Source organism: [Bacillus] selenitireducens MLS10, assembly GCF_000093085.1.
Lineage (GTDB): Bacteria > Bacillota > Bacilli > Bacillales > Salisediminibacteriaceae > Salisediminibacterium > Salisediminibacterium selenitireducens.
In genome coordinates, this window is the sequence record NC_014219.1 from 953,651 (window position 1) to 977,551 (window position 23,901).

Annotated in this window: 18 protein-coding genes and 1 pseudogene; 12 read left to right on the forward strand and 7 right to left on the reverse strand. The window is 51.4% G+C overall.

Annotated elements, in window-relative coordinates; translation table 11 throughout:
- The first annotated feature begins 46 nt into the window (after positions 1–46).
- From BSEL_RS04415 to BSEL_RS04425, 3 genes are all read left to right on the forward strand, one after another.
- Positions 47–721 (forward strand): hypothetical protein, encoded by a 675-nt coding sequence (locus BSEL_RS04415; protein WP_013171800.1) that lies wholly within the window; start codon positions 47–49, stop codon positions 719–721.
- Between the two features lie 115 nt (positions 722–836).
- Positions 837–4,520, forward strand: a complete 3,684-nt coding sequence (locus tag BSEL_RS04420; RefSeq protein ID WP_013171801.1) for an immunoglobulin-like domain-containing protein — start codon at positions 837–839, stop codon at positions 4,518–4,520.
- A 315-nt stretch (positions 4,521–4,835) separates the two neighbouring features.
- Positions 4,836–6,074 carry a C40 family peptidase gene (locus tag BSEL_RS04425; RefSeq protein WP_013171802.1) on the forward strand — a complete coding sequence of 413 codons (1,239 nt, stop codon included), beginning with the start codon at positions 4,836–4,838 and terminating at the stop codon, positions 6,072–6,074.
- Between the two features lie 135 nt (positions 6,075–6,209).
- On the opposite strand, the gene BSEL_RS16965 is transcribed toward BSEL_RS04425, so the two are convergent.
- Both BSEL_RS16965 and BSEL_RS04430 read right to left on the reverse strand, forming a co-directional pair.
- On the reverse strand, positions 6,210–7,418 hold the full coding sequence (locus tag BSEL_RS16965; RefSeq protein WP_049773568.1) for an S-layer homology domain-containing protein: 1,209 nt from the start codon (positions 7,416–7,418) through the stop codon (positions 6,210–6,212).
- A complete protein-coding gene (locus BSEL_RS04430) occupies positions 7,360–8,670 on the reverse strand; it encodes a metallophosphoesterase (protein WP_049773570.1) in 1,311 nt (436 codons plus the stop codon). The genes BSEL_RS16965 and BSEL_RS04430 overlap by 59 nt, the downstream gene beginning before the upstream one ends.
- Before the next feature lie 621 nt (positions 8,671–9,291).
- On the opposite strand from BSEL_RS04430, the gene BSEL_RS04435 reads away from it, so the two are divergent.
- The 5 genes and pseudogenes from BSEL_RS04435 (at position 9,292) to BSEL_RS17975 (ending at position 12,806) form a co-directional block, all read left to right on the forward strand.
- Entirely contained in the window at positions 9,292–10,431 is a 1,140-nt protein-coding gene (locus BSEL_RS04435; RefSeq protein WP_013171804.1) for a YeiH family protein, read from the forward strand.
- A gap of 64 nt (positions 10,432–10,495) precedes the next feature.
- Positions 10,496–11,398, forward strand: a complete 903-nt coding sequence (locus BSEL_RS04440) for a selenium metabolism-associated LysR family transcriptional regulator (protein WP_013171805.1) — start codon at positions 10,496–10,498, stop codon at positions 11,396–11,398.
- 170 nt (positions 11,399–11,568) lie between these two features.
- Positions 11,569–11,874, forward strand: coding sequence for a hypothetical protein (locus tag BSEL_RS17970; protein WP_041581744.1), 306 nt, complete (start codon positions 11,569–11,571; stop codon positions 11,872–11,874).
- Between the two features lie 36 nt (positions 11,875–11,910).
- Positions 11,911–12,042, forward strand: a pseudogene (locus BSEL_RS18410) (coiled-coil domain-containing protein); the annotation flags it as partial.
- A 263-nt stretch (positions 12,043–12,305) separates the two neighbouring features.
- Positions 12,306–12,806: a C40 family peptidase gene (locus tag BSEL_RS17975; protein ID WP_049773574.1), complete on the forward strand. Its 501-nt coding sequence runs from the start codon at positions 12,306–12,308 to the stop codon at positions 12,804–12,806.
- 114 nt (positions 12,807–12,920) lie between these two features.
- On the opposite strand, the gene BSEL_RS04455 is transcribed toward BSEL_RS17975, so the two are convergent.
- The 5 genes from BSEL_RS04455 to tnpB form a co-directional block, all read right to left on the reverse strand.
- Positions 12,921–14,831 (reverse strand): gamma-glutamyltransferase family protein, encoded by a 1,911-nt coding sequence (locus BSEL_RS04455; RefSeq protein ID WP_013171806.1) that lies wholly within the window; start codon positions 14,829–14,831, stop codon positions 12,921–12,923.
- On the reverse strand, positions 14,828–16,123 hold the full coding sequence (locus BSEL_RS04460; protein ID WP_013171807.1) for a CapA family protein: 1,296 nt from the start codon (positions 16,121–16,123) through the stop codon (positions 14,828–14,830). Before BSEL_RS04460 ends, BSEL_RS04455 begins: the two co-directional genes overlap by 4 nt.
- A gap of 15 nt (positions 16,124–16,138) precedes the next feature.
- On the reverse strand, positions 16,139–16,597 hold the full coding sequence (gene pgsC, locus BSEL_RS04465) for a poly-gamma-glutamate biosynthesis protein PgsC (RefSeq protein WP_013171808.1): 459 nt from the start codon (positions 16,595–16,597) through the stop codon (positions 16,139–16,141).
- Between the two features lie 3 nt (positions 16,598–16,600).
- Positions 16,601–17,881 (reverse strand): poly-gamma-glutamate synthase PgsB, encoded by a 1,281-nt coding sequence (gene pgsB, locus BSEL_RS04470; RefSeq protein ID WP_083769628.1) that lies wholly within the window; start codon positions 17,879–17,881, stop codon positions 16,601–16,603.
- Positions 17,882–18,271: 390 nt separating this feature from the next.
- Positions 18,272–19,390, reverse strand: a complete 1,119-nt coding sequence (gene tnpB / locus BSEL_RS04475) for an IS200/IS605 family element RNA-guided endonuclease TnpB (RefSeq protein ID WP_013171810.1) — start codon at positions 19,388–19,390, stop codon at positions 18,272–18,274.
- Between the two features lie 69 nt (positions 19,391–19,459).
- On the opposite strand from tnpB, the gene BSEL_RS18165 reads away from it, so the two are divergent.
- The 4 genes from BSEL_RS18165 to BSEL_RS04490 all read left to right on the forward strand — a co-directional run bounded on the left by BSEL_RS18165 (position 19,460) and on the right by BSEL_RS04490 (position 23,770).
- Entirely contained in the window at positions 19,460–19,594 is a 135-nt protein-coding gene (locus tag BSEL_RS18165; protein WP_013171811.1) for a hypothetical protein, read from the forward strand.
- 324 nt (positions 19,595–19,918) lie between these two features.
- Entirely contained in the window at positions 19,919–20,209 is a 291-nt protein-coding gene (locus BSEL_RS04480; protein WP_013171813.1) for a helix-turn-helix domain-containing protein, read from the forward strand.
- A 265-nt stretch (positions 20,210–20,474) separates the two neighbouring features.
- Entirely contained in the window at positions 20,475–21,776 is a 1,302-nt protein-coding gene (locus BSEL_RS04485; RefSeq protein ID WP_013171814.1) for a histidine--tRNA ligase, read from the forward strand.
- Positions 21,777–22,018: 242 nt separating this feature from the next.
- A complete protein-coding gene (locus tag BSEL_RS04490) occupies positions 22,019–23,770 on the forward strand; it encodes an S-layer homology domain-containing protein (protein WP_155522702.1) in 1,752 nt (583 codons plus the stop codon).
- The last annotated feature ends 131 nt before the right edge of the window (positions 23,771–23,901 follow it).

The following is a 23,901-nucleotide window of genomic DNA, read 5'->3' on the forward strand; positions in this document are numbered from 1 at the left end:
TGACAGTGTTTATAATGAAAACTGCAGATGAATGAAAGGGTGACAGATGATGAAGGTGACGGCAGACGAACTGATGAAAGCACTCCGGAATATTGGCTGTGAAGAGGTCGATGCAGGCAGCAATTTGTTTCAGGACTTTGAAGAGACGCCGGAGATCGGTATTCGAATTAATGGAAAACGATTCGGCATTGAGCGGATTGAAGGAATCGCGCCGGAGACAGACAAGCGGATCGCTCGGGAAGTCAAGCGCAAGCAACGGTATTACAAGGTAAAAAAAATGCCGGTTCTCTGGCTGTTTACACCTGGACGGGAAACGGATGTGCCGGATAACAGGCAGCTTTTTTTATGGGAGTCTGAAATAGCGGCAGCGAACCGGACGAAGGAAGATTCGGCCTGGGAATTGCGTGCAAACGGCCATATACGTGACGCCTCTTTCTTTCAGCTTTTCGACTATGAACCGGATTCGGCACACGAACGGGTCCTGGTAAACAGTATAACAGAGGCCTCTGTTCGTAATGGGGAGCCGGTATTTCGGACGAAGCGGTTTTTGGTGGACCGTAAAGACGCGCCGATTCGTGCATTCCTGCTCTGGCAAAGTCCATGGCTCGCACTGGAGGACCTGACGCTGATCCGGGCCGGTTCCTTTGTCTGCGGTAACAGCGCTTCTGAAGAAGCTGCGCGGGTTGCTTTTGACAGAGACGTACAAAACAGACAGGCATGAGAATCATACAGCTGAAATCAGCCTGAGGATATGGTACGATAGACGCAATACGTAAGAAGGTGAGTTGCATCATACAGCAGGATTTCTGCACAATCACTTAAGGAGGGATCGGCTTTTGGGACAAGGAAAATCACCATCAGCAGGCAAAGGGAAACCATGGAGAAAAAGGCTGTCCATTTTATTGATTGCGTCTCTTTTCTTTTCGCTCGCCACACCGGCTGGCTATGCACAGGAGCAGGAGGAACATCTTCAAGTCATCATTCAGTATCAGGATGATATCCCTGAAGAGCCAACGCGTTTCGGCTGGCTGAATGTACCGGTGTATGACAATGTGAAGGATATGGAAAATCTGAATGTGAGAACGGCTTCGGTTCCTGTAAGCGAAATGGCGTCATTACTGGCAGATCCGGGGGTCCTGAGCGTGGAAGAGGCCGTTCCGTTTGAATTTCATGAGACGTATCCGGAGCGGTTTTCAGGGATTGGCGGGGGACCGAATGACGATGCTCCCATGTGGCATAATCAGATGATCGGTGCATACGATGCCTGGGAAGACGGGTTTACGGGTGAGGACGTAAAAGTCGCTGTTTTCGACTCAGGCTTCTTTGATCATGATGATATTGACTATGCAGGCGGAGTGTCAGTCATCGATGAAGAAACGGATTTCACGAAGGACCCTAACGGCCACGGCACCAGCGTGGCGGGTGTCATCGGCTCGTTACCGGGAACCGAGGCCGAAGGCATGGCATCAGGGGTTGATCTGTACGGTGTGAAAGTCAGTCACCAGGATGAGGATGGAAACAATCGCGTCGGTGACACCTCTCATATCGTCCAGGGAATTGAATGGGCCATTGAAGAGGAGATGGACATCATTAACCTGAGTCTTGGCTGGGACGACTATTTGCAAAATATGCATAGGGTATTCCAGTCCGCTGCGGATGAGGGGATTCTCATCGTAGCATCGTCCGGGAACCACGGGAATGACGAAGGCACAGGTGAGAATATGGTGTATCCCGCGAAGTTTGACGAGGTAATTGCTGTCGCTTCACTGGATCCGGACAAGGAGAGAGCCTACTATTCCTCTACAGGCCCAGAGAATGAACTGGCTGCCCCGGGAGGAAAAGGACGGGGATTTCAGTCTGAACAGATTTATACGATCAATAACGAGAATGCTTATTCCTATATGTCTGGAACATCGTTTGCATCACCCCATATTGCGGGACTGGGGGCACTGCTTATGCAAAGGAACCCGGACTGGTCTGCCACTGAGATCAGGCAGTATATGATCGATCATGCAGAAGATCTCGGAGAGCCTGGAAGAAATGAGCTTTACGGCTTTGGATTGGCTTCTTATCAGCCTGCCGGTGATGAGCCGGAAGTTCCGGAATTAATCTATGACGGTCCTCTTGAGATTGATGTCTCGGAGGGTGCCTCCTTTGAGATACCGGAAGTAAGCGTGTCACACAGTGAAGATCTTGACGTGCGGGTCAGCCTGTTTGACAGTGATGGCAATGCACTCGATCCGGATACATTCTCAACAGACATCCCGGGGACATATACATGGCGCTTTGATGCGGAAGACGAGGCGGGGAATCAGGCTGAACCTCTATTCATCACTGTGAATGTCCTTGAAACGGTGGATGAGGAACCGCCGGTTATCATCTATGACGGTCCTCTGACATTCACTGTTTCCTATGGCGCGGAGTTCTTCTTGCCGGATGTGACGGTTGAGGATAACGTGGACGAGGATTTGACGGCGGAAGTCATGATCCAAAACGAAGCAGGTGCTGTCTTGGACGTATTGGATACGACAGAGCCAGGGACGTACACCTTGACGTATACGGCGGAAGACAGCGCAGGGAACGAAGCGGAGCCGCTCGTGATCACGGTGACGGTGGAAGAAAAGGAAGACACGACGCCACCGGAGCTTGTGTATGAAGGTCCGACAGCGATTACGGTTGCGTACGGCGAAGGCTTTACGATGCCGGAAGTGAGAGTAACGGATGATACCGATGAGGATCTTCTTCCGACAGTAACGATTGAAAATGAAGCAGGTGAAACGCTCTCTGCCATTGATACGACAGAGCCAGGGACGTACACCTTGACGTATACGGCGGAAGACAGCGCGGGCAACGAAGCGGAGCCGCTCGTGATCACGGTGACGGTGGAAGAGAAGGAAGACACGACGCCACCGGAGCTTGTGTATGAAGGCCCGACAGAGATTACGGTTGCGTACGGTGAAGGCTTTACGATACCGGAAGTGAGTGTAACGGATGATACCGATGAGGATCTTCTTCCGACAGTAACGATTGAAAATGAAGCAGGTGAAACGCTCTCTGCCATTGATACGACAGAGCCAGGGACGTACACCTTGACGTATACGGCGGAAGACAGCGCAGGGAACGAAGCGGAGCCGCTCGTGATCACGGTGACGGTGGAAGAGAAGGAAGACACGACGCCACCGGAGCTTGTGTATGAAGGCCCGACAGAGATTACGGTTGCGTACGGTGAAGGCTTTACGATACCGGAAGTGAGTGTAACGGATGATACCGATGAGGATCTTCTTCCGACAGTAACGATTGAAAATGAAGCAGGTGAAACGCTCTCTGCCATTGATACGACAGAGCCAGGGACGTACACCTTGACGTATACGGCGGAAGACAGCGCAGGGAACGAAGCGGAGCCGCTCGTGATCACGGTGACGGTGGAAGAGAAGGAAGACACGACGCCACCGGAGCTTGTGTATGAAGGCCCGACAGAGATTACGGTTGCTTACGGTGAAGGCTTTACGATACCGGAAGTGAGTGTAACGGATGATACCGATGAGGATCTTCTTCCGACAGTAACGATTGAAAATGAAGCAGGTGAAACGCTCTCTGCCATTGATACGACAGAGCCAGGGACGTACACCTTGACGTATACGGCGGAAGACAGCGCAGGGAACGAAGCGGAGCCGCTCGTGATCACGGTGACGGTGGAAGAGAAGGAAGACACGACGCCACCGGAGCTTGTGTATGAAGGCCCGACAGAGATTACGGTTGCTTACGGTGAAGGCTTTACGATACCGGAAGTGAGTGTAACGGATAATACCGATGAGGATCTTCTTCCGACAGTAACGATTGAAAATGAAGCAGGTGAAACGCTCTCTGCCATTGATACGACAGAGCCAGGGACGTACACCTTGACGTATACGGCGGAAGACAGCGCGGGCAACGAAGCGGAGCCGCTCGTGATCACGGTGACGGTCGAAGAGAAGGAAGCACCATCCTTTAGTGATGTGGATGAGCGTGAGCGATTCCACCTTGAAATTCGGTACCTCGCCGGTCTGGGTATAATCGGCGGTTATACAGACGGGCGGTTTGGTCCGGACGATGTGGTAACTCGTGGTCAGGCAGCGATTATGATTGGCCGGGCACTTGGATTTGACGGAGAACAAAGAGAGACATCATTCCCCGACGTCGGCATGAATACCACATTCTCAGGTTTTGTGCAGGAGGCGGCTGACCGTGGGATTATTCAGGGATTTCCTGACGGTTCATACAGACCGGATGCTCCGGTAACACGCGGACAGATGGCGATTTTCATTGCGAGAGCGTTTGATCTTGAAACCGAGGCGGATGCGGATTTCAGCGATGTATCGCCTTCGATGCAATCCTATTCAGCAGTTCGGCTCATCTTGCATGAAAATATCACAGAAGGTTTTCCTGACGGCACTTTCCGGCCGGATAACGATGTAACCCGCGGGCAATTTTCAGCATTTCTTTCACGAACGCTGAATGAAGATTTCAGGGGCATGGACTAGTTTGCAGTTGATGTACGTCCTTCGATCATGATCAAATAAGTGATCAAAAGCTTCCGGTTTTCCTGATGGATTGCCGGAAGCTTTTTTGTCCTTTAGGAAAGTTAAACTTTGCTAAAGAATAAAGTAAAACTGCGACTATGGCTTGGCGATTGGCGTGTTTTTTCTTGTTGCTTCGCTTGGAGTTTAATGGAGAGGTTGTTACCCGCTTTGTAATCTTTTGAAACAGTTTTTTAATCTCCCTATGATGTCTTGGTTTATCCCAAATGATAGACTTTCATATGTGAGCAAATTAACACTGCTTGGGGAGATGAGATTATGAAAAGAGCAAAAGTACTGATAAGTGCCCTCATCATTGCGGCGGGTATTTTCACATATGACAGCGTGGCTGAGGCCACGGAAGGACTTGAAAACGAGCGGGATGAAGTACAGTCCGAGCTCGACAACATCCAGTCAGAGCTCTCTGGAGCTGAAGCGGAACTGGCGGAGCTGGTCAGCGAAGTGGAAGCCATTGAATCTGAAATCGAACAGATCGATGAAGCGCTTCGTTTGAATGAAGAGAACGTTGAAAAAACGGAAGCTGAAATCGAAGAAAAAGAAGAAGCCATTGAAGAGATGGAAGACGAAATAGCCCGTCTTGAAGCAGACATAGAAGAACGGATGGAGCATTTAAAAAACCGGGCTAGCGCATACCAGCGTGAAGGCGGACCGACTTCATCTTACATGGAGGTCCTTTTCGGAGCTGAAGGGTTTGCGGATTTCATCAGCCGGGTCTTTACGGTGACGCAAATTGCCCAGGCCGATCAGGATTTCATTGAGCAGCTTGAAAAGAGCCAGCAGGCTCTTGATGAAACGAAATCGGAGCACGAATCGGAGCTTGAGAGTCTTGAAGAAGAGCGGACGGAGCTTCAGGGTATGATTGAATACATGGAAGATCAGTATGAGGAGCAGGAGCGCCTTCGTCAGGAAGTCACTGTGATGCAGGCGGAACAAGAAGAGATGATTGCATCACTCGTGTCTGACGCTGATGACCTTGAAGCAAGAGAAGCCGATCTGATGAACCGTATTGAAGAAGAGCAGGCACGTGCTGAAGAAGCGGCGCAGTCTGCAGCGGCGAGCACTAATAATGCCACGGCATCAGCCGCTGCGTCATCCTCTGGAGGAGCATCAGGGACGGTTGATACGATCGTCGATGCAAGCCAGCAGTATATTGGCAACTCCACGTACGTCTTTGGCGGCGGCCGCTCGCAGAGTGACATCGCCAATGGACGTTTTGACTGTTCAGGCTTTACGGCTTGGGCGTTCGGTCAGATTGGCATCGATCTCCCGGCGAACACCCAGGCACAGGTTCAGTCCGGCCAGCGTGTCTCTGCCGATGAGATGCAGCGAGGGGATCTGGTGTTTTTTGATACGTATACGTCGAACGGACACGTCGGCATTTATCTCGGCAACGGCCAGTTCCTCGGTTCACAGTCTTCAACGGGCGTTGCCGTTGCGGATATGAGTTCAGGCTACTGGGCTGAGCGTTTCCGCGGTGTCGTTGTACGAGTCATGTAATCAAATGACATGCATTCGACAGCAAGAGCTTCGATTTGAGGTACAGACTCTGTTACACCATCATGAATCGAATCACATTAAAACAGGCTGCGCACCCAACCGAAAGGTCGGGGCACAGCCTGTTTTTTATTGGTGTTATCGTACGGAATGATTATGACTTCTGCTCATCATAATTGTAAACTGGAGCCTTGTCAGATGTTCATCCATCCCATAGTAATCTTCTGAAATGCCGTGCACAATGCCCATGTTCTGAAGGGTGCCGATGTAATCAGAAAATACCCCGTGAACATCATGGAAAGTCGTCTCGCTTGAAACGTCTTCATCCATGAATGTAAATGCTCTTGCGATAACGGCTGCAGCCTCACCGCGGGTGATCATGGCATCTGGCAAAAATTCATTGTCAACAGTACCGAGGAAGATCCCCGCCTCTTTCACGGCATGTATTTCCTCAAATGCACGATGTGCCTGATTGACATCTTCAAAGAGGTCATGGCCATGGTGTTCGAGGTCGAAGGCTCTGGCTAACATGACAGCCACATCAGCACGCTTAATGTCATTCATTGGTCGGAATGTGCCGTCCTTGAATCCTTGAATAACGTTGAGGTCGGCCATTTGCCTGACTTCTTCAAAATAGTTTTCATTTTCCCCGTAATCACTGAATACAGGCGCTTCTCCGTCGATCATGGAACGGTATTGATCCATATCAAATGAGAAGACAGCCCATCCGTCGGCATCGGTTTCCACATAGCTGAGGAAGTCATAGCCTTCGCTGCGGTCTAAATAGTCAAGAGCAGCCGGAGACGTTTTGTAGTGCAGTTCTCCCTCATGGTCAAACGGCACGATACTCCAGTTCATATCCGGCTCGATGTCGAGTGTCCCTGTTTCCCGAATGTAATCGATGATGACTTCGCGGTTTTCGAGCGTACTCGAGTAAATAATCTCCGCAGACTCGGCATCAGACAGAAGACCGCCCCCGCCGCTTGCGCGGTAATTGTTTGTGATGACCAAATACTCTTCATCATCCACAACGGTTTCACCATTATAGGTCAAGTTTACAATTCGTTCTCCAAACGGTTTGGTGATATCAATCTGATACTCGACGCCATCAATCGTGTCGAAGTTGTATCCACGGAAGCTGTAATCTGCCATCATTTGTGTTTCAGTTGACTGCGGATCGATCTCAAAGAAATTCCCTGCAGATTTTTCAAGCCATTGGTGGAGATCGTGTCCGTCCACTTTTACAATGTGAAGGGTGTTCGGATAAATATAGATATCTGCGACGTCTTTAATGGCGATCGTCTCTTGGACATCTGTGAAGTACCCCGGTCCCCCCCCGTCCGGCACGGAACGGTGCAGCAGCGCTTAATAACGGAAAGTCTTCATAGTCGGTGCCTTTTAAGTACTCGGTTGCGTAGTGCAGCTGTGCTGCATTGACAAGTTCATTCGTCTCATTGTCAAGCAGTCGGGCAAAAAAGGTGTTGATGTCGCGTTTTGTATCACCAACGGGGTTATTGACGTAATCGATGGTTGCCTGATGACGCTCAGCGGCAATGTCGACAATGTCAGGATGCTCTTCATAGTCGACGGATGCGATGTTGAAAGATCGGCCATCCTGAATCATCCATTCTTCGCCATCGTGCGTCATGTCAAGTTCGATAATCCCTAAATGTGATCCCCAGCTGCCGGGCATGACAACAGGAGTCCCGTTAATTTTTCCTGTTTGAGGATCAACACCCGGGAGATCATGATAGGCTTCTTCAGGGAACAGATTGTGATTATGTCCACTGACAACGGCATCGATCCCCTCAACGTTAGTCAGATGCCAGCTTGCATCAGCGGAGGCGTCTTCTGACGCATCGATTCCGGAGTGCGCGATGGCAACAATGACGTCCGCCCCATCGGCTTTCATTTTCGGTACAAATTCTTCCGCGGAATCAACAATTTCATCAACGACAACATGACCTTCGAGATGCATACGGTCCCATGTCATAATTTGCGGCGGTACAAAGCCGATCATGCCGACTTTCAGTTCTTCTCCTGAAATCTCCATCTCCTCGATGATATAAGGATCAAAGCGTGGTTCTCCGTCAGAGGCCCGTTTCACATTTGCATTCAGCCAGGGGAAATCGGAATCTGCGATGGAACGATCGAGAAAATCCAGTCCAAAGTTAAACTCATGGTTTCCAATGGCAGCGGCATTGTATTGCATCGCTTCCATTGCCTGAAGAATGACGTTTTTCTCCCCCTCTACAGGATCGACAACGGCTTCAAGGTCGCCAAGGATGCTTCCCTGTAGCACATCACCGTTGTCGACAAGGACACTGTGATCGTAAAGTTGGCGCTGTTCGTCAACAATCGAGGCAATCTTGGCAAGCCCGAAGCTTTCGTCGGCTTTGTCAGCCATGTAATCGTAGGCCATGACGTGGGCATGGATGTCTGTTGTGCCCATAATCGCTAACGTATGCGATTCCGCGACGTCGTTTGTGACAGCTGTCTCATCCCCGTTTGCACTGACTCCACCGCCCAGCACAGGGGCTGCAATCAACCCGGGCAATGCCAGAGCGATGATGCCGGATCGTAACCATTGGTTCTTCATATAAAAACCTCCTTATAGTATGTATAAGCGCTACTGACTAATTTATGAAAGCGCCTACAATACAAAGTATACACATATGGATGTACGTACGACCATAATTCAACAATTGTTCACGCTTTAGTCATAAATCATTCGTGATAGTGACTGTTTTATAGTAAAAATATGAATATTTGATTGGGGAGCATCACGATGATTACATTGTGGGCTTTAGATATTGATAACCCGCTCGCGCAAATAAAGGATCCGATCCCAGGTAGAAACGGTTCAGATATTACGGGATTTTGAAAGAACAGGGATAAACGGCACAGAAGATGATTGCGGCAGGTGACGGGATGATCTGCAGGTATTGATTGTAAAGGGAATTTCCCTGTGGATAAGCTTGTCCCGAATATCCATGGGGCAATTGAGTACGTGAAAGGCGTCGTGAATTAAGCGTCGGACATGCTAAGGAAAACGGGACTTTGGAAAAGAGGTCCTCTCCGGTGCAGGCTGGAAATCAGTCAGGCCCGGTTTTGGGCAGTATCAGGTTTTCTGATCGTTCGCATTACGAAACACAATCACCGCGACGCCGGTTTTCGGTATACGATAAGAGCATCAAACTTGTGAAGGGTTGTGGTGAGGATGGGCCGGATTCAAAAGATGGCCGGGGTCATCCCTGGGGTGTTTGTCTGTTTTGTGCTGCTTCTTGCGAGTATGTGGCTTGCAGGGATGATCGGTTCAGTCATCAATCAGATGCAGGGCCTGCCTCCTGAGGCGGGGAACCCGGTGTCGCCGATTTTCGTGGCGATTCTGCTCGGGCTTCTGATCCGGAACGGATTCGGGCTCCCGGAGGCCGTTTCGGCAGGGGTGGCATTTTCGGTGCAGGTCATTTTGAAGGCAGGGATCATTTTTCTCGGGATTCGTCTCAGTTTCCTCGACGTGATTACCCTCGGGGCGTGGGGGATTCCGATTATCCTGATCTGTGTCATCGCAGGGATTGCCATGACGATGTGGGTGACGAAGCTGTTAAAGCAGTCGCACCGCCTCGGGACCCTGACGGCGGTGGGGACGGGGATCTGCGGGGTGACGGCGATCGTCGGGACGGCGCCCGGGATCAAGGCCAATGATGAAGAGATCGCCTATGCGGTGGGGAATATTACAATTTTCGGCATCATCGCGATGTTTCTTTATCCATATCTCGCGAACGTGCTGTTTGCCGGCGATCCGGTACGGGCGGGTCTCTTTCTCGGTACAGCAATTCACGAAACGGCTCAGGTTGCCGGGGCGTCGCTGATTTATGATCAGGTGTTTACCTCGTCGGCGGTAGTGGATGTCGCGACGATTTCGAAGCTGACGCGCAACACGATGCTCATCGCCGTTGTGCCGATCATGTCGTACTACTACCTGATGCGGCAGAACCGGGAGAGCGGGGGCCGTGCCGAGGTGAAGAAGTGGTATCAGCTCATTCCGCTCTTTGTGATCGGCTTTCTTCTGATGGCAGGTGTCAGAACTGTCGGTGATTCCGGTGCGGAAACGGGGCTTGCCTTCGGCGTCTTCTCTCCTTCCGTGTGGGCGGACGTCACAGCGGGACTCAGTACCCTCGGTTCGACGTATCTCCTCGGGATTGCCATGGCAGGTGTCGGTCTGTCGACGAATCTCGGTGTCTTTAAGCACCACGGGGTGAAGCCGTTTTATATCGGGATTACGGCTGCTTTGACGGTGACGGTGGTGAGCATCGTGATGGTGACGCTGTTGGGCGGTCTGATCAGCTACCCGCATTGATATTCTCTTTGGACTGTTGGTACGCTACAATGAAAGCAGCGTATAACGGACAGGAGGAAGATCAATGAATCTCGATCATGTAAGAACGTTTCAGGCTGTTGCCCGGCATGGAAGTTTTTCTGCGGCGGCGAAAAGTCTGTATCTGTCACAGCCCACGGTGACGTCGCAGGTGAAGAGCCTCGAAGATGACCTGAACGCCATATTGTTTGTCAGAACGAAACATGAGGTGAGCCTGACGCCTGCGGGGAAAGTACTCGACCGCTATGCGAATGATGTGTTTAACCTCTGCATGGAAGCACGAAATGAGATTGGGGCTCTTGAAGGTGAGCTCTGCGGGATGCTATACGCGCCTGCAAGTCTGACTGTGGGGGAGAGTGTGCTGCCACTTATGCTTCACGCGTTTAAAGCTGCACATCCGCAGATTGAGCTGAAGGCGGAAGTGATGAACAGCAGCAAAATCATCGAGTTGGTCCGGCTTGGTGAACGGGAGATGGGCCTGATCGAGGTGGATGTGGATCAAGCGGGTCTTGAAACAGAACCTTTTATGGAGGATGAACTCGTGCTGTTTGCACGTTATGATGACCCGATTGCAGAGAAATCGGCCATTTCTGCCGAGGAGATCCCTCAGTTTTCCCTCATCATGCGGGAACAGGGGTCGGGGACGAGGACGGTCTTTGAAGAAGGGCTTAAAACGAAAGGGATCCATATCGAAGACTGTCATCTCGTGCTTGAGATCGGGAACACCGAAGCGATCAAAACGGCTGTGGAGGCAGGGCTCGGTGTGTCGGTACTGTCGAAGAATACGATTCGAAAAGAACTTGAATCCGGATTGTTTCAGGTGATTTCCATTAAAGAGCTCATGTTCACACGGCAGTTGTCCCTTGTCTATGAAAAAAAGAAGTCACTCTCTGCGGTTACCATGCGTTTTATGGATCTGATCAGATCGAGAGACTGGAGTCAGAGCTGAAGGCGCGCCTCTCTTTAGGCAAGCAGAACCGATACAAAAACCCTTATTTTTCCTTCTGTGTATTCTTTTAAGACGTTTTTTAATCTCTCTATGATGTTTTCCGTGCTTCCTGTCTGATAGACTCGCCATTGTGAGCAATCAGACAGGAAAGCAGGAGGATGAGAGTTGTTATGAAACGTGCAAAAATACTCGTCAGTATCGTCATCATAGCGGGAGGTCTATTTACATATGAGAATGTGACAGAAGCAATGGCAGGGCTTGAGAGTGAGCGTGATGCCGTGCAGGAGGAGCTTGATGCCATTGAATCCGAGCTCTCCGGTGCGGAAGCAGAGCTCGCAGAATTCGTCGGTGAAGTGGGAGCGATTGAATCGGAGATTGAACAGATTGATGAAGCACTTCGTCTGAACGAAGCGAATGTCGAGGAGACCGAAGCGAAGATCGAAGAGAAGGAAGCGGTCATTGAGGAGATGGAATAAGAGATGGACCGGCTTGAGCGGGATATCGAAGAGCGGATGGAACATCTGAAGAACCGGGCGAGCGCGTATCAGCGCGAAGGCGGTGCCGCTTCTTCGTATCTTGAAGTGCTGTTGGGGGCTGAAGGGTTTGCGGACTTCATCAGCCGGGTCTTTACCGTGACCCAGATCGCCCAGGCGGATCAGGATTTCATCGAAGAGCTTGAGAACAGACAGCGAACCCTCGATGAGACGAAAGCGGACCATGAAGAGGAGCTCGCGAGCCTCGAAGACGAACAGACCGAGCTCTATGGCATGATCGAGTACATGGAAGAGCAGTACGCCGAACAGGAGCGCCTCCGTGACGAAGCGGCGGCGAAGCAGGATGAACAGGAATCGATGATCGCGTCACTCACAGAAGACGCAGGGACCTTGAAGCCGAGGAAGCGGCATTCATGGAGCGGATTGAAACGGAACAGGCCCGAGCCCAGGAAGTCGAACAGACCGCATCCGAGGAAGCAACGGCAGGCAATGCGACGGCATCTGCCGGTGCAACGGGATCCGCTTCCGGCGGTGTCAGCACCATGCTCGGTGCCAGTGAGCAGAACTTCGGGACCTCCACCTACGTATTCGGCGGAGGTCGCTCCCAGCAGGATATTGCCGCCGGTCGCTTTGACTGTTCAGGGTTTACGTCATGGGCATTCAGCCAAATCGGCATTGATCTGCCGGCGAGCACCCAGGCGCAGGTTCACGCCGGCCAGCGTGTTTCGGCAAGTGAGATGCAGCCAGGAGACCTCGTCTTCTTTGACACGTATACGACGAACGGTCACGTCGGGATTTATCTCGGTGACGGACAGTTCCTCGGTGCCCAGTCGTCCACGGGCATTGCCGTGGCGGACATGAGCTCAGGGTACTGGGCTGAGCGCTTCCGCGGTGTTGTTGTGTGGGTGATGTAAGGTAAGTGTGGCGAGTCAGTTGAATGATGTCTCGTCATTGAAATGTGGAAAGTATCGATGAGCATTTGATCAGTACGTAAAAAAATCCTCCCAAGTGGGAGGATTTTTTTGTGATCACTGATTACCACTGTCAATCTGCCAGACACCCCGGCGCCTCGGATCGCCGCCGCCAAAGAGGTTCTCCACGTCGCCGTCTTCGGTTAAGGCAACGCCGAGGCCCTGAATCCCGCCGTAGAAGAGGGGGGAGCCGTGTTCGATGACGGTATAGCCCTGAAAGACGTTCGGGTCACGGAGCTGTTGGTTGATGCTCTCTTCAAGGCGTTCTTCAACGTGAACGACGCCGTCTTCCGTGTAGAAGCGCGGTCGTTCAATGGCTTCCTGCAGGGTGAGGGGTTCGCCGTTTTCCGTAGCGAACTCATACTGCATGATCGTCTGCAGGACCATGGCAGGGATCCGTCGGCCTCCGGGCGAACCGATACCCAACACCGCCTGGCCTTCCTGTTCAAAAATGATCGGTGCCACGAAGGAACGCGGGCGTTTCCCCGGTGCGAAACTGTTCGGCGAGGAGTCAACCCCGCTGAAGTTCTCCATCTGACTGTTGATGAAGATCCCATTCGAGTATCGCCCGGAGCCGAAGAACTGGCCGAGGGAGTTTGTCGCAGACACCATCATGCCGTCACTGTCGAGGATGACGAAATGGGTCGTATGTTCACTGTTTGCCACTTCACCCGGTGCATCATACAGGGCCGCTGTATGAACAGGATCTGCCTCGGCCGTGTGCCGGTCGTAGAGTGTCTCAAGGAGTCGGTCGATCGTCTCGTCGGAGGTGAACGTCCCGTGATCGATCTGTTCAAAGGCCGGATCGCCGAGGTTGTCAAGGCGCTCCTGATAGGCGATGTCGGTGATCTCGGTCAGAAGGTGAATGTAGGCATGCATGAACGCATCATCACTGAGGAGACTGCCGAGGGATGGCTCTTCCTCGATCCCGTCCGCTTCAAGCATGTCTAGGACGTCATCCAGCTCGTCATCCGGGAGGACTCTCGCAAGATCGAGACGCTCGGCCATCTGAAAGGCCTGGAGGACGACGGTTCCGGATGACGGTGACGGACCGCCGTGGATCGTGTAGTGCTCCGTTTCCGCTTTTGCGGGATCGGTGATTTCCGCTTCATAGCTCGTCAGGTCTTCTTCGGAGAAACCGAAAGCGTCCCTCATCGCATCGGCGACGGCACCTTCGTAAAAGCCTTCCGCTCCTTCGTTTTTAATGATGTCGAGGGTGTCGGCGAGTTCTTCCTGAACGAGCATGTCGTTTACGGGGATCGGCTGACCGCCCGGGTAGTAAACGCTCCGATTGGCCTGTGTATCAAATTGGACATAGCGGGTAAAACTCGAGATCTGCTGATGGAGCACATTCCCCACTTCAAAGCCTTTTCTCGCGGTCTCGGCTGCAGGCTTTACAAGGTCTTCCCAGCTGACATTGCCGGAGCCCTGTTCCTTAAAGGCCAACTCCATGCCTTTAACGAGGCCGGGCACAGCGAATGGGCTGTTTTCATTGCCTGTGACAGGAGCGGCTTCCCGGTAATCGTAGGTGGTGGCCCCTTCGAAGCGTTCATGCACGAGCATGAGACCGCCGCCGCCAATCCCGGATCCGTATGGTTCGACAACGTTTAACATAAAGGAGACGGCGATGGCAGCGTCCACGGCGTTACCGCCTTTTTCCATAATAGCCATGCCGGCTTCCGCTGCAAGGGGATGGATGGCACTGACGCCGTAGATGTCCGGGAAAGGTTCCGGTTCATCGGTGTCTTCTTCCGCGTCGTTATCCCGATCTGTATCCGGCACCGGCTCAGGTTCACTTGCCGTAATGCTGATGGCTTCGGTCTGCCGTGCCTGGAAGTCGCCGCTGGCATAAGGTTCTCTGAACTCATCGAATTCATCCTCGAAGTACACAGTCCAGGCAATGAGACCTGCGAAGACGAGGAGGGCCAGACTATGGGTCATGTTCAGGTATCGTTTGTAATGCTTCATGGGGTGACGTCGACTCCTTCCATGATGCCTGCTTCGTCGAGGTCGATGACGAGACGCCCGTCTCGCTTTTCCCAGATGGACGGATCGAGTTCTTTATTCAGTGTCCGAAAAATCCGGAAATCACGGTAGGCTTTTAATGGTCCTGAGGTTTCCGCAGGCTTCGTGTCCGAGATGTACATTGGGACAAATGAGAGCTCTTTTGAGCCGTTCTCGAGAAAATCAAGCTGTGCGAGGGCGGTTTCCTTCGTCCTTGACCATCCCTGATCGAAGACAAAGTTGCCCAGGCTGTTCATAACGAGTGTCTGGTTGCCCTCAAGTCCCTCAACGACAGTGATGGGTTCTAAGACATGCGAGTGGTGCCCGATGACGAGATCCGCACCGAAGTTCGCGAGGTACTGGGCTTTCTCTTCCTGGTCGTCATTGTATCCGACCTGGTATTCCTGTCCCCAGTGGACGTGGACGACCATGATATCCGCACCGCCTCCGCCTTCGGATTCAGGAAGCTTTGCCTCGATCATCCGGTCCCGGAGGACTTCGATGTTTTCATGTGTGAGGACGCCACCAACGTATTCCCGGGCGTCGAAGCCTTCGACTTTGATCTCGGTGTAGGCGGCGATGGCCATACGGACCCCGCCGGGGAGATCGACGTATTTCACGTCCGCTGCGTCAACGGCCCCGCCTTCGACCTCATCCTCGGGGATATTAATGGCGTCGCCGATCCCGAGGGCGTCGATGTCTGACGCGTTGAAGTGTTCGAGGGTGTCAGTGAAAGACAGATCCCCGTAGTCGAGGGTGTGGTTGTTCGCAAGGGACACGCTGTCAAAGCCTGCGTATTCGAGGGCGTCGATGGCCCACGGTTCGGCAAAGAACGTGATGTGTTTGTTCGGAAGAATGGATGCTTCTTTGTGTGTCTCAAAATCGTCGTGATCCGGATCGTCATAACGTTCATGATCCGGATCGAGTATCGGGGACTCAAAGTTTCCGGTGACGTAGTCCGATTCATCAAAGAACGGGCGGACGTAGTCGAAGGTCCTTGAGACGTGTTCACGGCTTTGAACCGCCGCATCATGGACATGGCGGCCGAGCATGATGTCACCGGTCATGGACATGCGGTAAACGACATCGTCGTCTCGCGTGTTTGAAGGCGTGTCCGAGGCAAAGATGAGATGGTGGCCGAAAAAAGGCACAGAAAGAAGCGCGAGGGCAATGATCGAGTCCCTAACGGCATGTTTTCTGTGCTGGAGCTGTTTTAGTTTCAGTCTGTCGGTAAAGGCGAGATGCCGTTTTTTCATAAAAACACGTCCTGTTTAAATCAAATGATAGGCGCTGATGAAAAGAAAGGTGAAAAAGGCGATGACCAGTGTCGACGAAAAGGTCGGGAGCACGCCCTGCTTTTGGATCGAATTGGCAATGAGCCCGGGTACGATGACGCCGATCCCCCTCAGTTCAATGATCTCAAAGGGGATACCGAAGGGGTAGCCGTAAGCGTAGTCCGCAGCCATCTTCAAGAGCACCCCAACGGTCAGCATCGCGCCGAACTTACGCCGGCCGTAAAGGACCGTGACCCGGCTGATGAGTTGGGTCACGATCAGATACGTCGTGAGACTGATGACGGCGATAACGGTGAGGTACAACAGCTGGTCAAAGACGAGGGCGATGTAGCCCGGGACGACGAGACCCGCGGGGACGACGCCGGTTTTTTCTGCATAGATTAATGAAAGCAAGACGCCAATGACGATGGCGATATATAAATCCGTACCAAACACGGGTTATCCATCTCCTTTGTATGCGGCACTTGAGTAGGCCGGATCGACCCGATAGGGGCGTGAGAGTCTCCTGGCAGGCTTCTGATCCCGCTCAGAGCGCTTCGGCAGATCCCCGCCGACGCCGCGGCTCATATCTTCAATCGCTTCGGCGATCTCTTCACCGCCGCCGTGGATGTTGCCGACCCCAAACAGGATCGTGCCTTCAGGCAGCTCGGTGAGGGCGTCTTTGACGTCTTCAGTCGGCCGTTTCTCGAGATTGATCAGGCCGTTCACCTGAATCGATCCCGATTGACAGGCTTCAAGAACCGGTCCGGCGTTCCGTCCGGTGACGATCAGGGTGTCCATCTGCATGCGGGGCAGGACGTCTTTGGCGAACTGGATCGTCCGCTCGACACGGTCCTCCCGGCAGTTCATGATGACGGCCTGATGAGGTGCGTCCGGGTGAATCTCCTGGATCTTGTTCCAGATCGTAATCGTGGAGCTGGCATCGTTTGCGGCAAAGCCGTTGTAAAAAGCACCTGAGGCAGTGGCCGTTCCGAGCGGATGCACCTTCATGGCACCCGGATCAACGGGTGCTGAGACCATCCCCTGAAGCGCCGTATCCCTTTTAATTCCGAGAATGTCCGCGACGGAGAGGCCGATGGCGGCGTTCTCCTGAAACATCATATACGGGAACGTCTTCAAATAGGCTTCATCGATGACGTCCGGATCGGCGATGTGCACGGCCGTATTCCGCTTTTCGGCGATTTGTCTGAAATAGTCCTCGTACGGTGACGGGGTCAACACGAGGTGACCGTTCTCCGGAATCGTCGCAGCGAAGGCTTCGGCGACCTGATCAAGGGTCGGCCCCATCACATCGAGGTGATCCTCGACGATATTCGTAATGACCGTGATCTTTGGCTTCACGAATGACTCGTGAAACGTCTTCTGGTAGTCCGGGAGGACGGCCATGCATTCGGTCACGAAAGCATCGACCCGGCGTTTCGCCACCTGACGGGTAATGAATTTCTGTTCGGAAATATTCGCGCCCTGCAGGCTCCGGACGATCGGTTCCTCGTAGCTTCGGTCCCAATAGAAGAGACGGGGTGATGTGCCGGTTGTTTTGCCGGCAACCTTCTGTCCGTCTTCTTTGATGATGCCCATGACAAGGCGGGTCACCGTGGATTTCCCCCGGATGCCGTTGATGAGGATCCGGTTGGGGATGCGATCGATGCTCCGGTTTAAGGACTGCCGCTCGCGGATCCCGAGTATGAGCACGAGGGAAGCAAGTATTGTTAAATAAATCAGTTCACTCAATCGTTAGTACCTCCTGACTGGATAAGCAAATAGCTGGCATGTGCCCGGAACCGGGCAGTATACGGATTACGCATACACAATTCCTTTCTCAGTGTACCTTATCCGGCGGGACTGTTGCACCGTTCTGTGAAGAATTACATGGTTTTGTAATATGATTGTCATATGGATGTTTGTTTCCATTTGTCATGCGCATAGAAGACAGGGCGGATCAGCGGATACAGAAGGCGTCCTGATACTTTTCGCTTGACACTCCCCACGACTAAAGTCGGGGGATTCTTGGGAACAGAGCGTACTTGTTAAAGCGTGGCATACACGCAAAACAGCGGTTTCTCTTATTGACCAAGCGAACCCCGTCTGACCGACGGTTTTTGTTTCCGTTTATGAAAGGACACGTAACCCTTCTTGTAAGATGTTTCGACTGGCGTTGATGTCACGATCATGGTGCGTACCACAAGATGAACACGTCCATGATCGGACGCTCAAATCCTTCTTGCCGTCATGATGCCCGCAGGACGAGCAAAGCTGACTGGATGGAAACCATCGGTCAATTTTGATGATCGTGCGATCATGCCACTCCGCCTTGTACAGCAACATAGCCTTAAACGCCGACCAAGATACGTCTGAAATGGCTTTTGACAGCTTCTTATTTTTCAACATTCCTTTGGCGTTTAAATCTTCGATACAAACGACATCGTGGTTTTTGATGATCGTTGTACTGAGTTTTTGCAGGAAGTCCGTTCGTTGATTAGCGATCTTCTCATGGATTTTGGCGACTTTGACTTTTTGCTTTTGATAGTTTTTGGCTTCATGCAACGGTTTACCGTCTTTCTTCGCCTGTTCATAGCGTCTTGACAGCTTGCGTTGCTCACGCTTTAGCTTCTGTTCCATCTTTCGTGTAAAGCGTTCGTTGTCGATCTTTTGCCCGTCTGAAAGGATGGCGAAATGGTCAATGCCAAGATCAATGCCTACGGCTGATCCTGTCTGATCGAATGGTTTAATCTCCGTTTCTGCAAGTATGGTTATGAAATGCTTCCCTGTTAGCGTTCGTCGGATCGTGGCAGACAGAATACGTCCTTCAACGTCACGGCTTTTTGCAAATTTGACGTGGCCCAGTTTCGGAAGGAAAAGGCGATTGCCTCCGATTCGCATTTTACCGACGGTTTTGAAAGACTGAACATCGTTCTTCTTTGACTTAAATCGAGGGTATTTATTTTGCTTCTTAAAGAAACGGTTGAATCCGTCAGCTAAGTGTTTCAACCCTTGTTGCAAGGCGGTGCTGTCCACTTCTTTTAACCATTCGTAATCTCGTTTTAATTGCGGGAGTTCCGCAGAACAGGCATTGTAGGACATTCCTTTGCCTGTCTCTTTATACCTGTCGTTCCACTTCGCAAGAAAGTGGTTATAGACAAAACGAGTCGAACCGATGGTTTTCGCAATCAAGATTCGCTGTTCTCGATTGGGATAGATGCGAAAGCGATAGGCTTTATGATTTGTCATTGCGTTCACCTCCTTTTTTATGGTATATTAAATATACTCTTAATATACCTTAAGAGGAGGTCGATGTCAATGTTTAGGGTGCAAAAGCACTTGAATTTCCCAAAAGAATTGTACGAAGCGATAGAGGAATATCGAAAGGAGAATATGATTCCAACGTTTGCGAGTGCCGTCTACGAATTGGTGCGAAAAGGCTTAAAAGCCTAAGACCGTTCGCTATCATCCCCCGAATAAATTCGGGGGTTTTCTCGCTCACAACTTATAAACCGGTGCGGCATCTGTTCTTCCTTCGGAAACGCTTCGGCCAACAGGGCGCTCGCGTCCTTGAAGGCAAGGGATGGTTTCGTAACCGAAACGGTGGTTAACGGCATGGGAAATCCTCCTGTCGGATGATGGTAAGAAATGATCTTCCTTTAATGTATGAAAGATCAACCCTGAATGCAAGCTGCGCAGGAAAAAGCCGCGCGGCCTGTTCACCGCAGACTCAGGTTGGTATACTGAATAGAGTGCTTAAATAAGGAGCTGATCAGTGTGGAAGGATTCTATATCGCCATTGCCATCGTCGTCGCTGCATACTTAATCGCGGACGGCTTAAAGAATTTCGGGAACCCTTCGTCAACGTCCATGATGGAGATGCTCGACGGAGAGGACGGACATGAGCTTGTCAAAGAATCAGAGGTGCATCACTTTCTCGGGATCTCAAAAGAAGATGCCCATCATCTCGTACAGGACCATCCGGAGATTCCGCATATCCGGATTAATCAGACGGTCTATTATCCGAAGGCGGCCCTTCGGAACTGGCTGACGTCAATCGGGGAATGACGGTCTTGTATATCGGTGTTCGGTGTGGTATTGTATATCTCAATCAGGAGTGATGACGTATGGAGGAGACGATTCCGCGAACATTACAGGCTGTAAGCCATCATCGATACTGACCTTGCGACGTTTTGTTTTTACAAACAGAATTTGGAAGGTTATTATTCATGAACCGCATTTGATGAGAGGGAGATTCAGTCCCCTTTCCGTCAGGTGCGGTTTTTTTGTATCGAAAAAAGCTTTCACCGCTTCTGAACAATCAGGTTAGGGGATGATGAGTATGAAAAAGAAACAGGAAGACTTAAACGTAAAGGGAACGGTGACGTATATGCCGGAGAAGGAGCGTGTTCGCAGACGGATCCGGCGGACCTTGGAAGATGTCTTTATCCGCTACGGCTGTGAGCCCCTCGAAACACCGATCCTCAATCAGGCGTCGCTCATGACGGATAAATACGGGGGCGGGGCGGAGATCGTGAAAGAGATGTACCGGTTGACCGACCAGGGCGAGCGGGATCTCGCACTGCGGTATGATTTGACGATGCCGTTTGCAAGGGTCTGCGTGATGAATCCGACGCTCCGTAAGCCCTTTAAGCGCTACGAAATCGGCAAGGTCTTTCGAGACGGGCCGATCAAGGCGGGAAGGTATCGCGAGTTCACCCAGTGTGATGTCGATGTCCTCGGCGTGTCCTCCCAGCTCGCGGAGGCGGAGCTGATGATCATGGCTCTTGACGCCTTTGAACGTCTCGGGATGGCCGTCACGATTCAGTACAACAACCGCAAGTTCTTGACGGGACTTCTTGACGTGTTCGGTGTTCCGGAGTCGCTTATTCCATCCGCGGTGTTGACCCTTGATAAGCTTGAGAAAAAGGGAGCGGCGGCTGTTCTTGACGAGCTTCTCGTAAAAGGTGTCACTGAGGACGTGACTGAGCGGATCGGGGCGTTTCTCACTGCCGGCGATGCAGCGGATATTGAACGGATCCGTGTCTATGGGAACGGGAGTCAACAAGTCGAAGAAGGAGCGGCGGAACTGCAGGAACTGACGTCGTTTCTCGGGGCAACAGGCACCCTCGATCAGTGCGTCTTTAATCCGTTTCTCGCGAGAGGTCTCGAGATTTACACGGGGACGGTGTATGAGGTGTTCTCGGCGGAGCCGGGTGCGCTCTCGTCGAGTATCGCAAGCGGCGGGCGGTATGATCAGGCTGTCGGTGGCTTAAGTGGGAGCGATGAAGGATATCCGTCCGTCGGGATCTCCTTTGGCCTTGATGTCATCACGACCGTACTCGAAAGCCGTATCGATGAGGAGATCCAAGAGGAGAAGGTGGACTGCCTGATCATCCCGGTCGGGGAACCGCAAGCGGCACTTGTTCTTGCGCAGGCTTTACGTGCGCAAGGAACGTCGGTGGAGCTTGATATGTCCGGAAAGAAGCCGGGGAAGGCGCTTGAGAGAGCGAACCGGGAAGGCGTGCGTGACGTGATTCTCATCGGTTCTGATGAAGTGGAGACCGGCATCTATACCGTGAAACGGATGAAGACCGGGGAAGAGGAGGCGGTGTCGTTTTCATTTGGAAGATAGCAAAGAATGAACCAGGGGTAAAAGAGATTGTGCATCTAAAGTCGCGTTTTGTCGCTGTAAATGCGAAATATTCTGACTTTTACAGGTGAATAAGTGAACATGAGGTATAATAAACATATAAGACTATTTAAGTGGACAGGACGTTGGCTTTATCTTTGCGTAAAGACGCAGATCACCGGTTATGAAAAGGAGGGTGAGACGGTTTTCCGGTGATCGTCAATAAAGGAGAGGAAGTGAGAACCATGATGGGACAGAGAATCCTGTTTTGTATCCTTTCAGCCGCACTTATTTTTTCAGGTCTGATGACGTCTGTTACTGCGATGGAATTACCAAGTGAAGGGGAAGCGGAACTCATTGTGGATTATTCTTTTGACGGGACGTTGACGGACAGATTGGGTAATTCGGAACTGACGGCTTTTGGTGAGGAGAATGATGGCTGGAACCGGAATAATGCGGTATCCGGTTTTGGAGCCGATGAAGAGGGTTCATATTGGTTCTGGGAGTCGACGGAGAGTCGCGGAGGCGGTTTTATCATTGATATTGACCGAGATGTAAGTGAAACGTACACCATCGGAGTCAGATTCTCTTTCAATGAAACAGGAAGCGGCTATAAGAAAATAATTGATTACAGAGACAGTCAAAGTGATAACGGATTTTATTTTATTGGTGATGGGGAGCTCACCTTTTATCCATACACAGTAAGGGGGGCGTCAAACACTGCGCCTGGGGAAGTTGTGGACGTTCTCGCATCGAGATACGCGGATGATAATTTTATAGCTCATCTTGTACAAGACGGCGTTGCACAAATGGAACTTGTAGTGGGAGATGCTTACGGCGAAGCCATTCCTGAGGTCGTGGACGGCAAGACGAGATTCGGCTTTTTCTTTGATGATGTGGCAACTGGCAGCGAGGCAGCTTCGGCTGGGAAAGTATACAGCATTAAAGTTTGGGATCAGCCCATTGATGAATCAGAAATAGATTCGGCTCTTGATCAGGAGGAAATGATCGGTGATCCTCTGACTTGTCCTGAGGAGAGCGAAGTCGAACTCTTTAATAACAATAATGTATTTGCTGTGTCGAATCATCCTTCCGGCGGGCCGACAATATTTGAGCTCGAAGAAGATCGGGTAATCAGCTTTCTGGAAACGTATCACTGGAATTTTTCGAGAGGATCTCTGCCAGGGACGCTTGGTTTCAGAAATGTTGATACTGAAGAAGTTTACGGACCGTGGCAGGCAGAATCAAGGTCAGGCCAAGGTGGCGCACCGAATGTATACTGGTCCATCAGCCCTTATGTGACTCTTGAAGCAGGCACTTATGAAGTCCTTGATTCAGAACCTGAAACGTGGTCACATAACAGTTCTTCGGATTTTCTTGGATTTGCAAGAGTCAGAGGTTGTGAGACGGGGCTGGGAGTGCCGGACCCAGACCCAGACCCAGAACCTGATCCGGAAGATCCTGTACCTGCTTTTCTTGACTTTCACTTAGGATCTAGAGGATATGACTACGTCATACCCTATGTGGAGAGAGAAGTCATTCGCGGTTATGGTGATAATACGTTTCGGCCAGACCATGCCATCACCAGGGCAGAAGTTGCGATTATCCTTTCGAGGGTGCTTGATTTAAGCAGCGATAAACATGAACAAGCATTATTCACAGATGTCCCGCCTCATCATCCGAGATACAGTGATATTCAGGCGGCAGGCGAGGCAGGGGTGTTTATGGGGTATCAGGATCAGACTTTCAAGCCTGATGATCACATTACACGTGGAGAGATTGCGGCGGTAGCCGTCAGGGCATTTGAACTGTCGAGTCAAAACGCGATTGACACGCCGTTTACGGATATGACACCGACATTCGGTCCTTATATTCGGATCCTTTATGATCTGAATATCACCGAAGGGCAGACTCCTACTCTGTTTGGAACGCAAAGTCTGATTACGAGGCGCGATTTTGTCATTTTGATCAGTCGGTCCGAGGCGCAAGACAAGTAAGCTGTTGCGTTAAAATGAATCTAATAATTGGCCGGGGGATATCGGATGATATTTCTCCGGTTTTTTCGTGCTGTCGGAATCATTTCAATAAAACGACATTTTGTTGTGATTGGGAGCATTGTTAAGCGTAT

Bases quoted from the DNA above. Each gene is read 5' to 3' on its own strand.
- BSEL_RS04415 (WP_013171800.1), top strand. From the start codon at position 47: ATGATGAAGGTGACGGCAGACGAACTGATGAAAGCACTCCGGAATATT.
- BSEL_RS04425 (WP_013171802.1), top strand. From the start codon at position 4,836: ATGAAAAGAGCAAAAGTACTGATAAGTGCCCTCATCATTGCGGCGGGT.
- BSEL_RS04430 (WP_049773570.1), bottom strand. From the start codon at position 8,670: ATGAAGAACCAATGGTTACGATCCGGCATCATCGCTCTGGCATTGCCC.
- BSEL_RS04435 (WP_013171804.1), top strand. From the start codon at position 9,292: ATGGGCCGGATTCAAAAGATGGCCGGGGTCATCCCTGGGGTGTTTGTC.
- BSEL_RS04440 (WP_013171805.1), top strand. From the start codon at position 10,496: ATGAATCTCGATCATGTAAGAACGTTTCAGGCTGTTGCCCGGCATGGA.
- BSEL_RS17970 (WP_041581744.1), top strand. From the start codon at position 11,569: ATGAAACGTGCAAAAATACTCGTCAGTATCGTCATCATAGCGGGAGGT.
- BSEL_RS17975 (WP_049773574.1), top strand. From the start codon at position 12,306: ATGGAGCGGATTGAAACGGAACAGGCCCGAGCCCAGGAAGTCGAACAG.
- BSEL_RS04455 (WP_013171806.1), bottom strand. From the start codon at position 14,831: ATGAAGCATTACAAACGATACCTGAACATGACCCATAGTCTGGCCCTC.
- BSEL_RS04460 (WP_013171807.1), bottom strand. From the start codon at position 16,123: ATGAAAAAACGGCATCTCGCCTTTACCGACAGACTGAAACTAAAACAG.
- tnpB (WP_013171810.1), bottom strand. From the start codon at position 19,390: ATGACAAATCATAAAGCCTATCGCTTTCGCATCTATCCCAATCGAGAA.
- BSEL_RS18165 (WP_013171811.1), top strand. From the start codon at position 19,460: ATGTTTAGGGTGCAAAAGCACTTGAATTTCCCAAAAGAATTGTACGAA.
- BSEL_RS04485 (WP_013171814.1), top strand. From the start codon at position 20,475: ATGATGAGTATGAAAAAGAAACAGGAAGACTTAAACGTAAAGGGAACG.
- BSEL_RS04490 (WP_155522702.1), top strand. From the start codon at position 22,019: ATGATGGGACAGAGAATCCTGTTTTGTATCCTTTCAGCCGCACTTATT.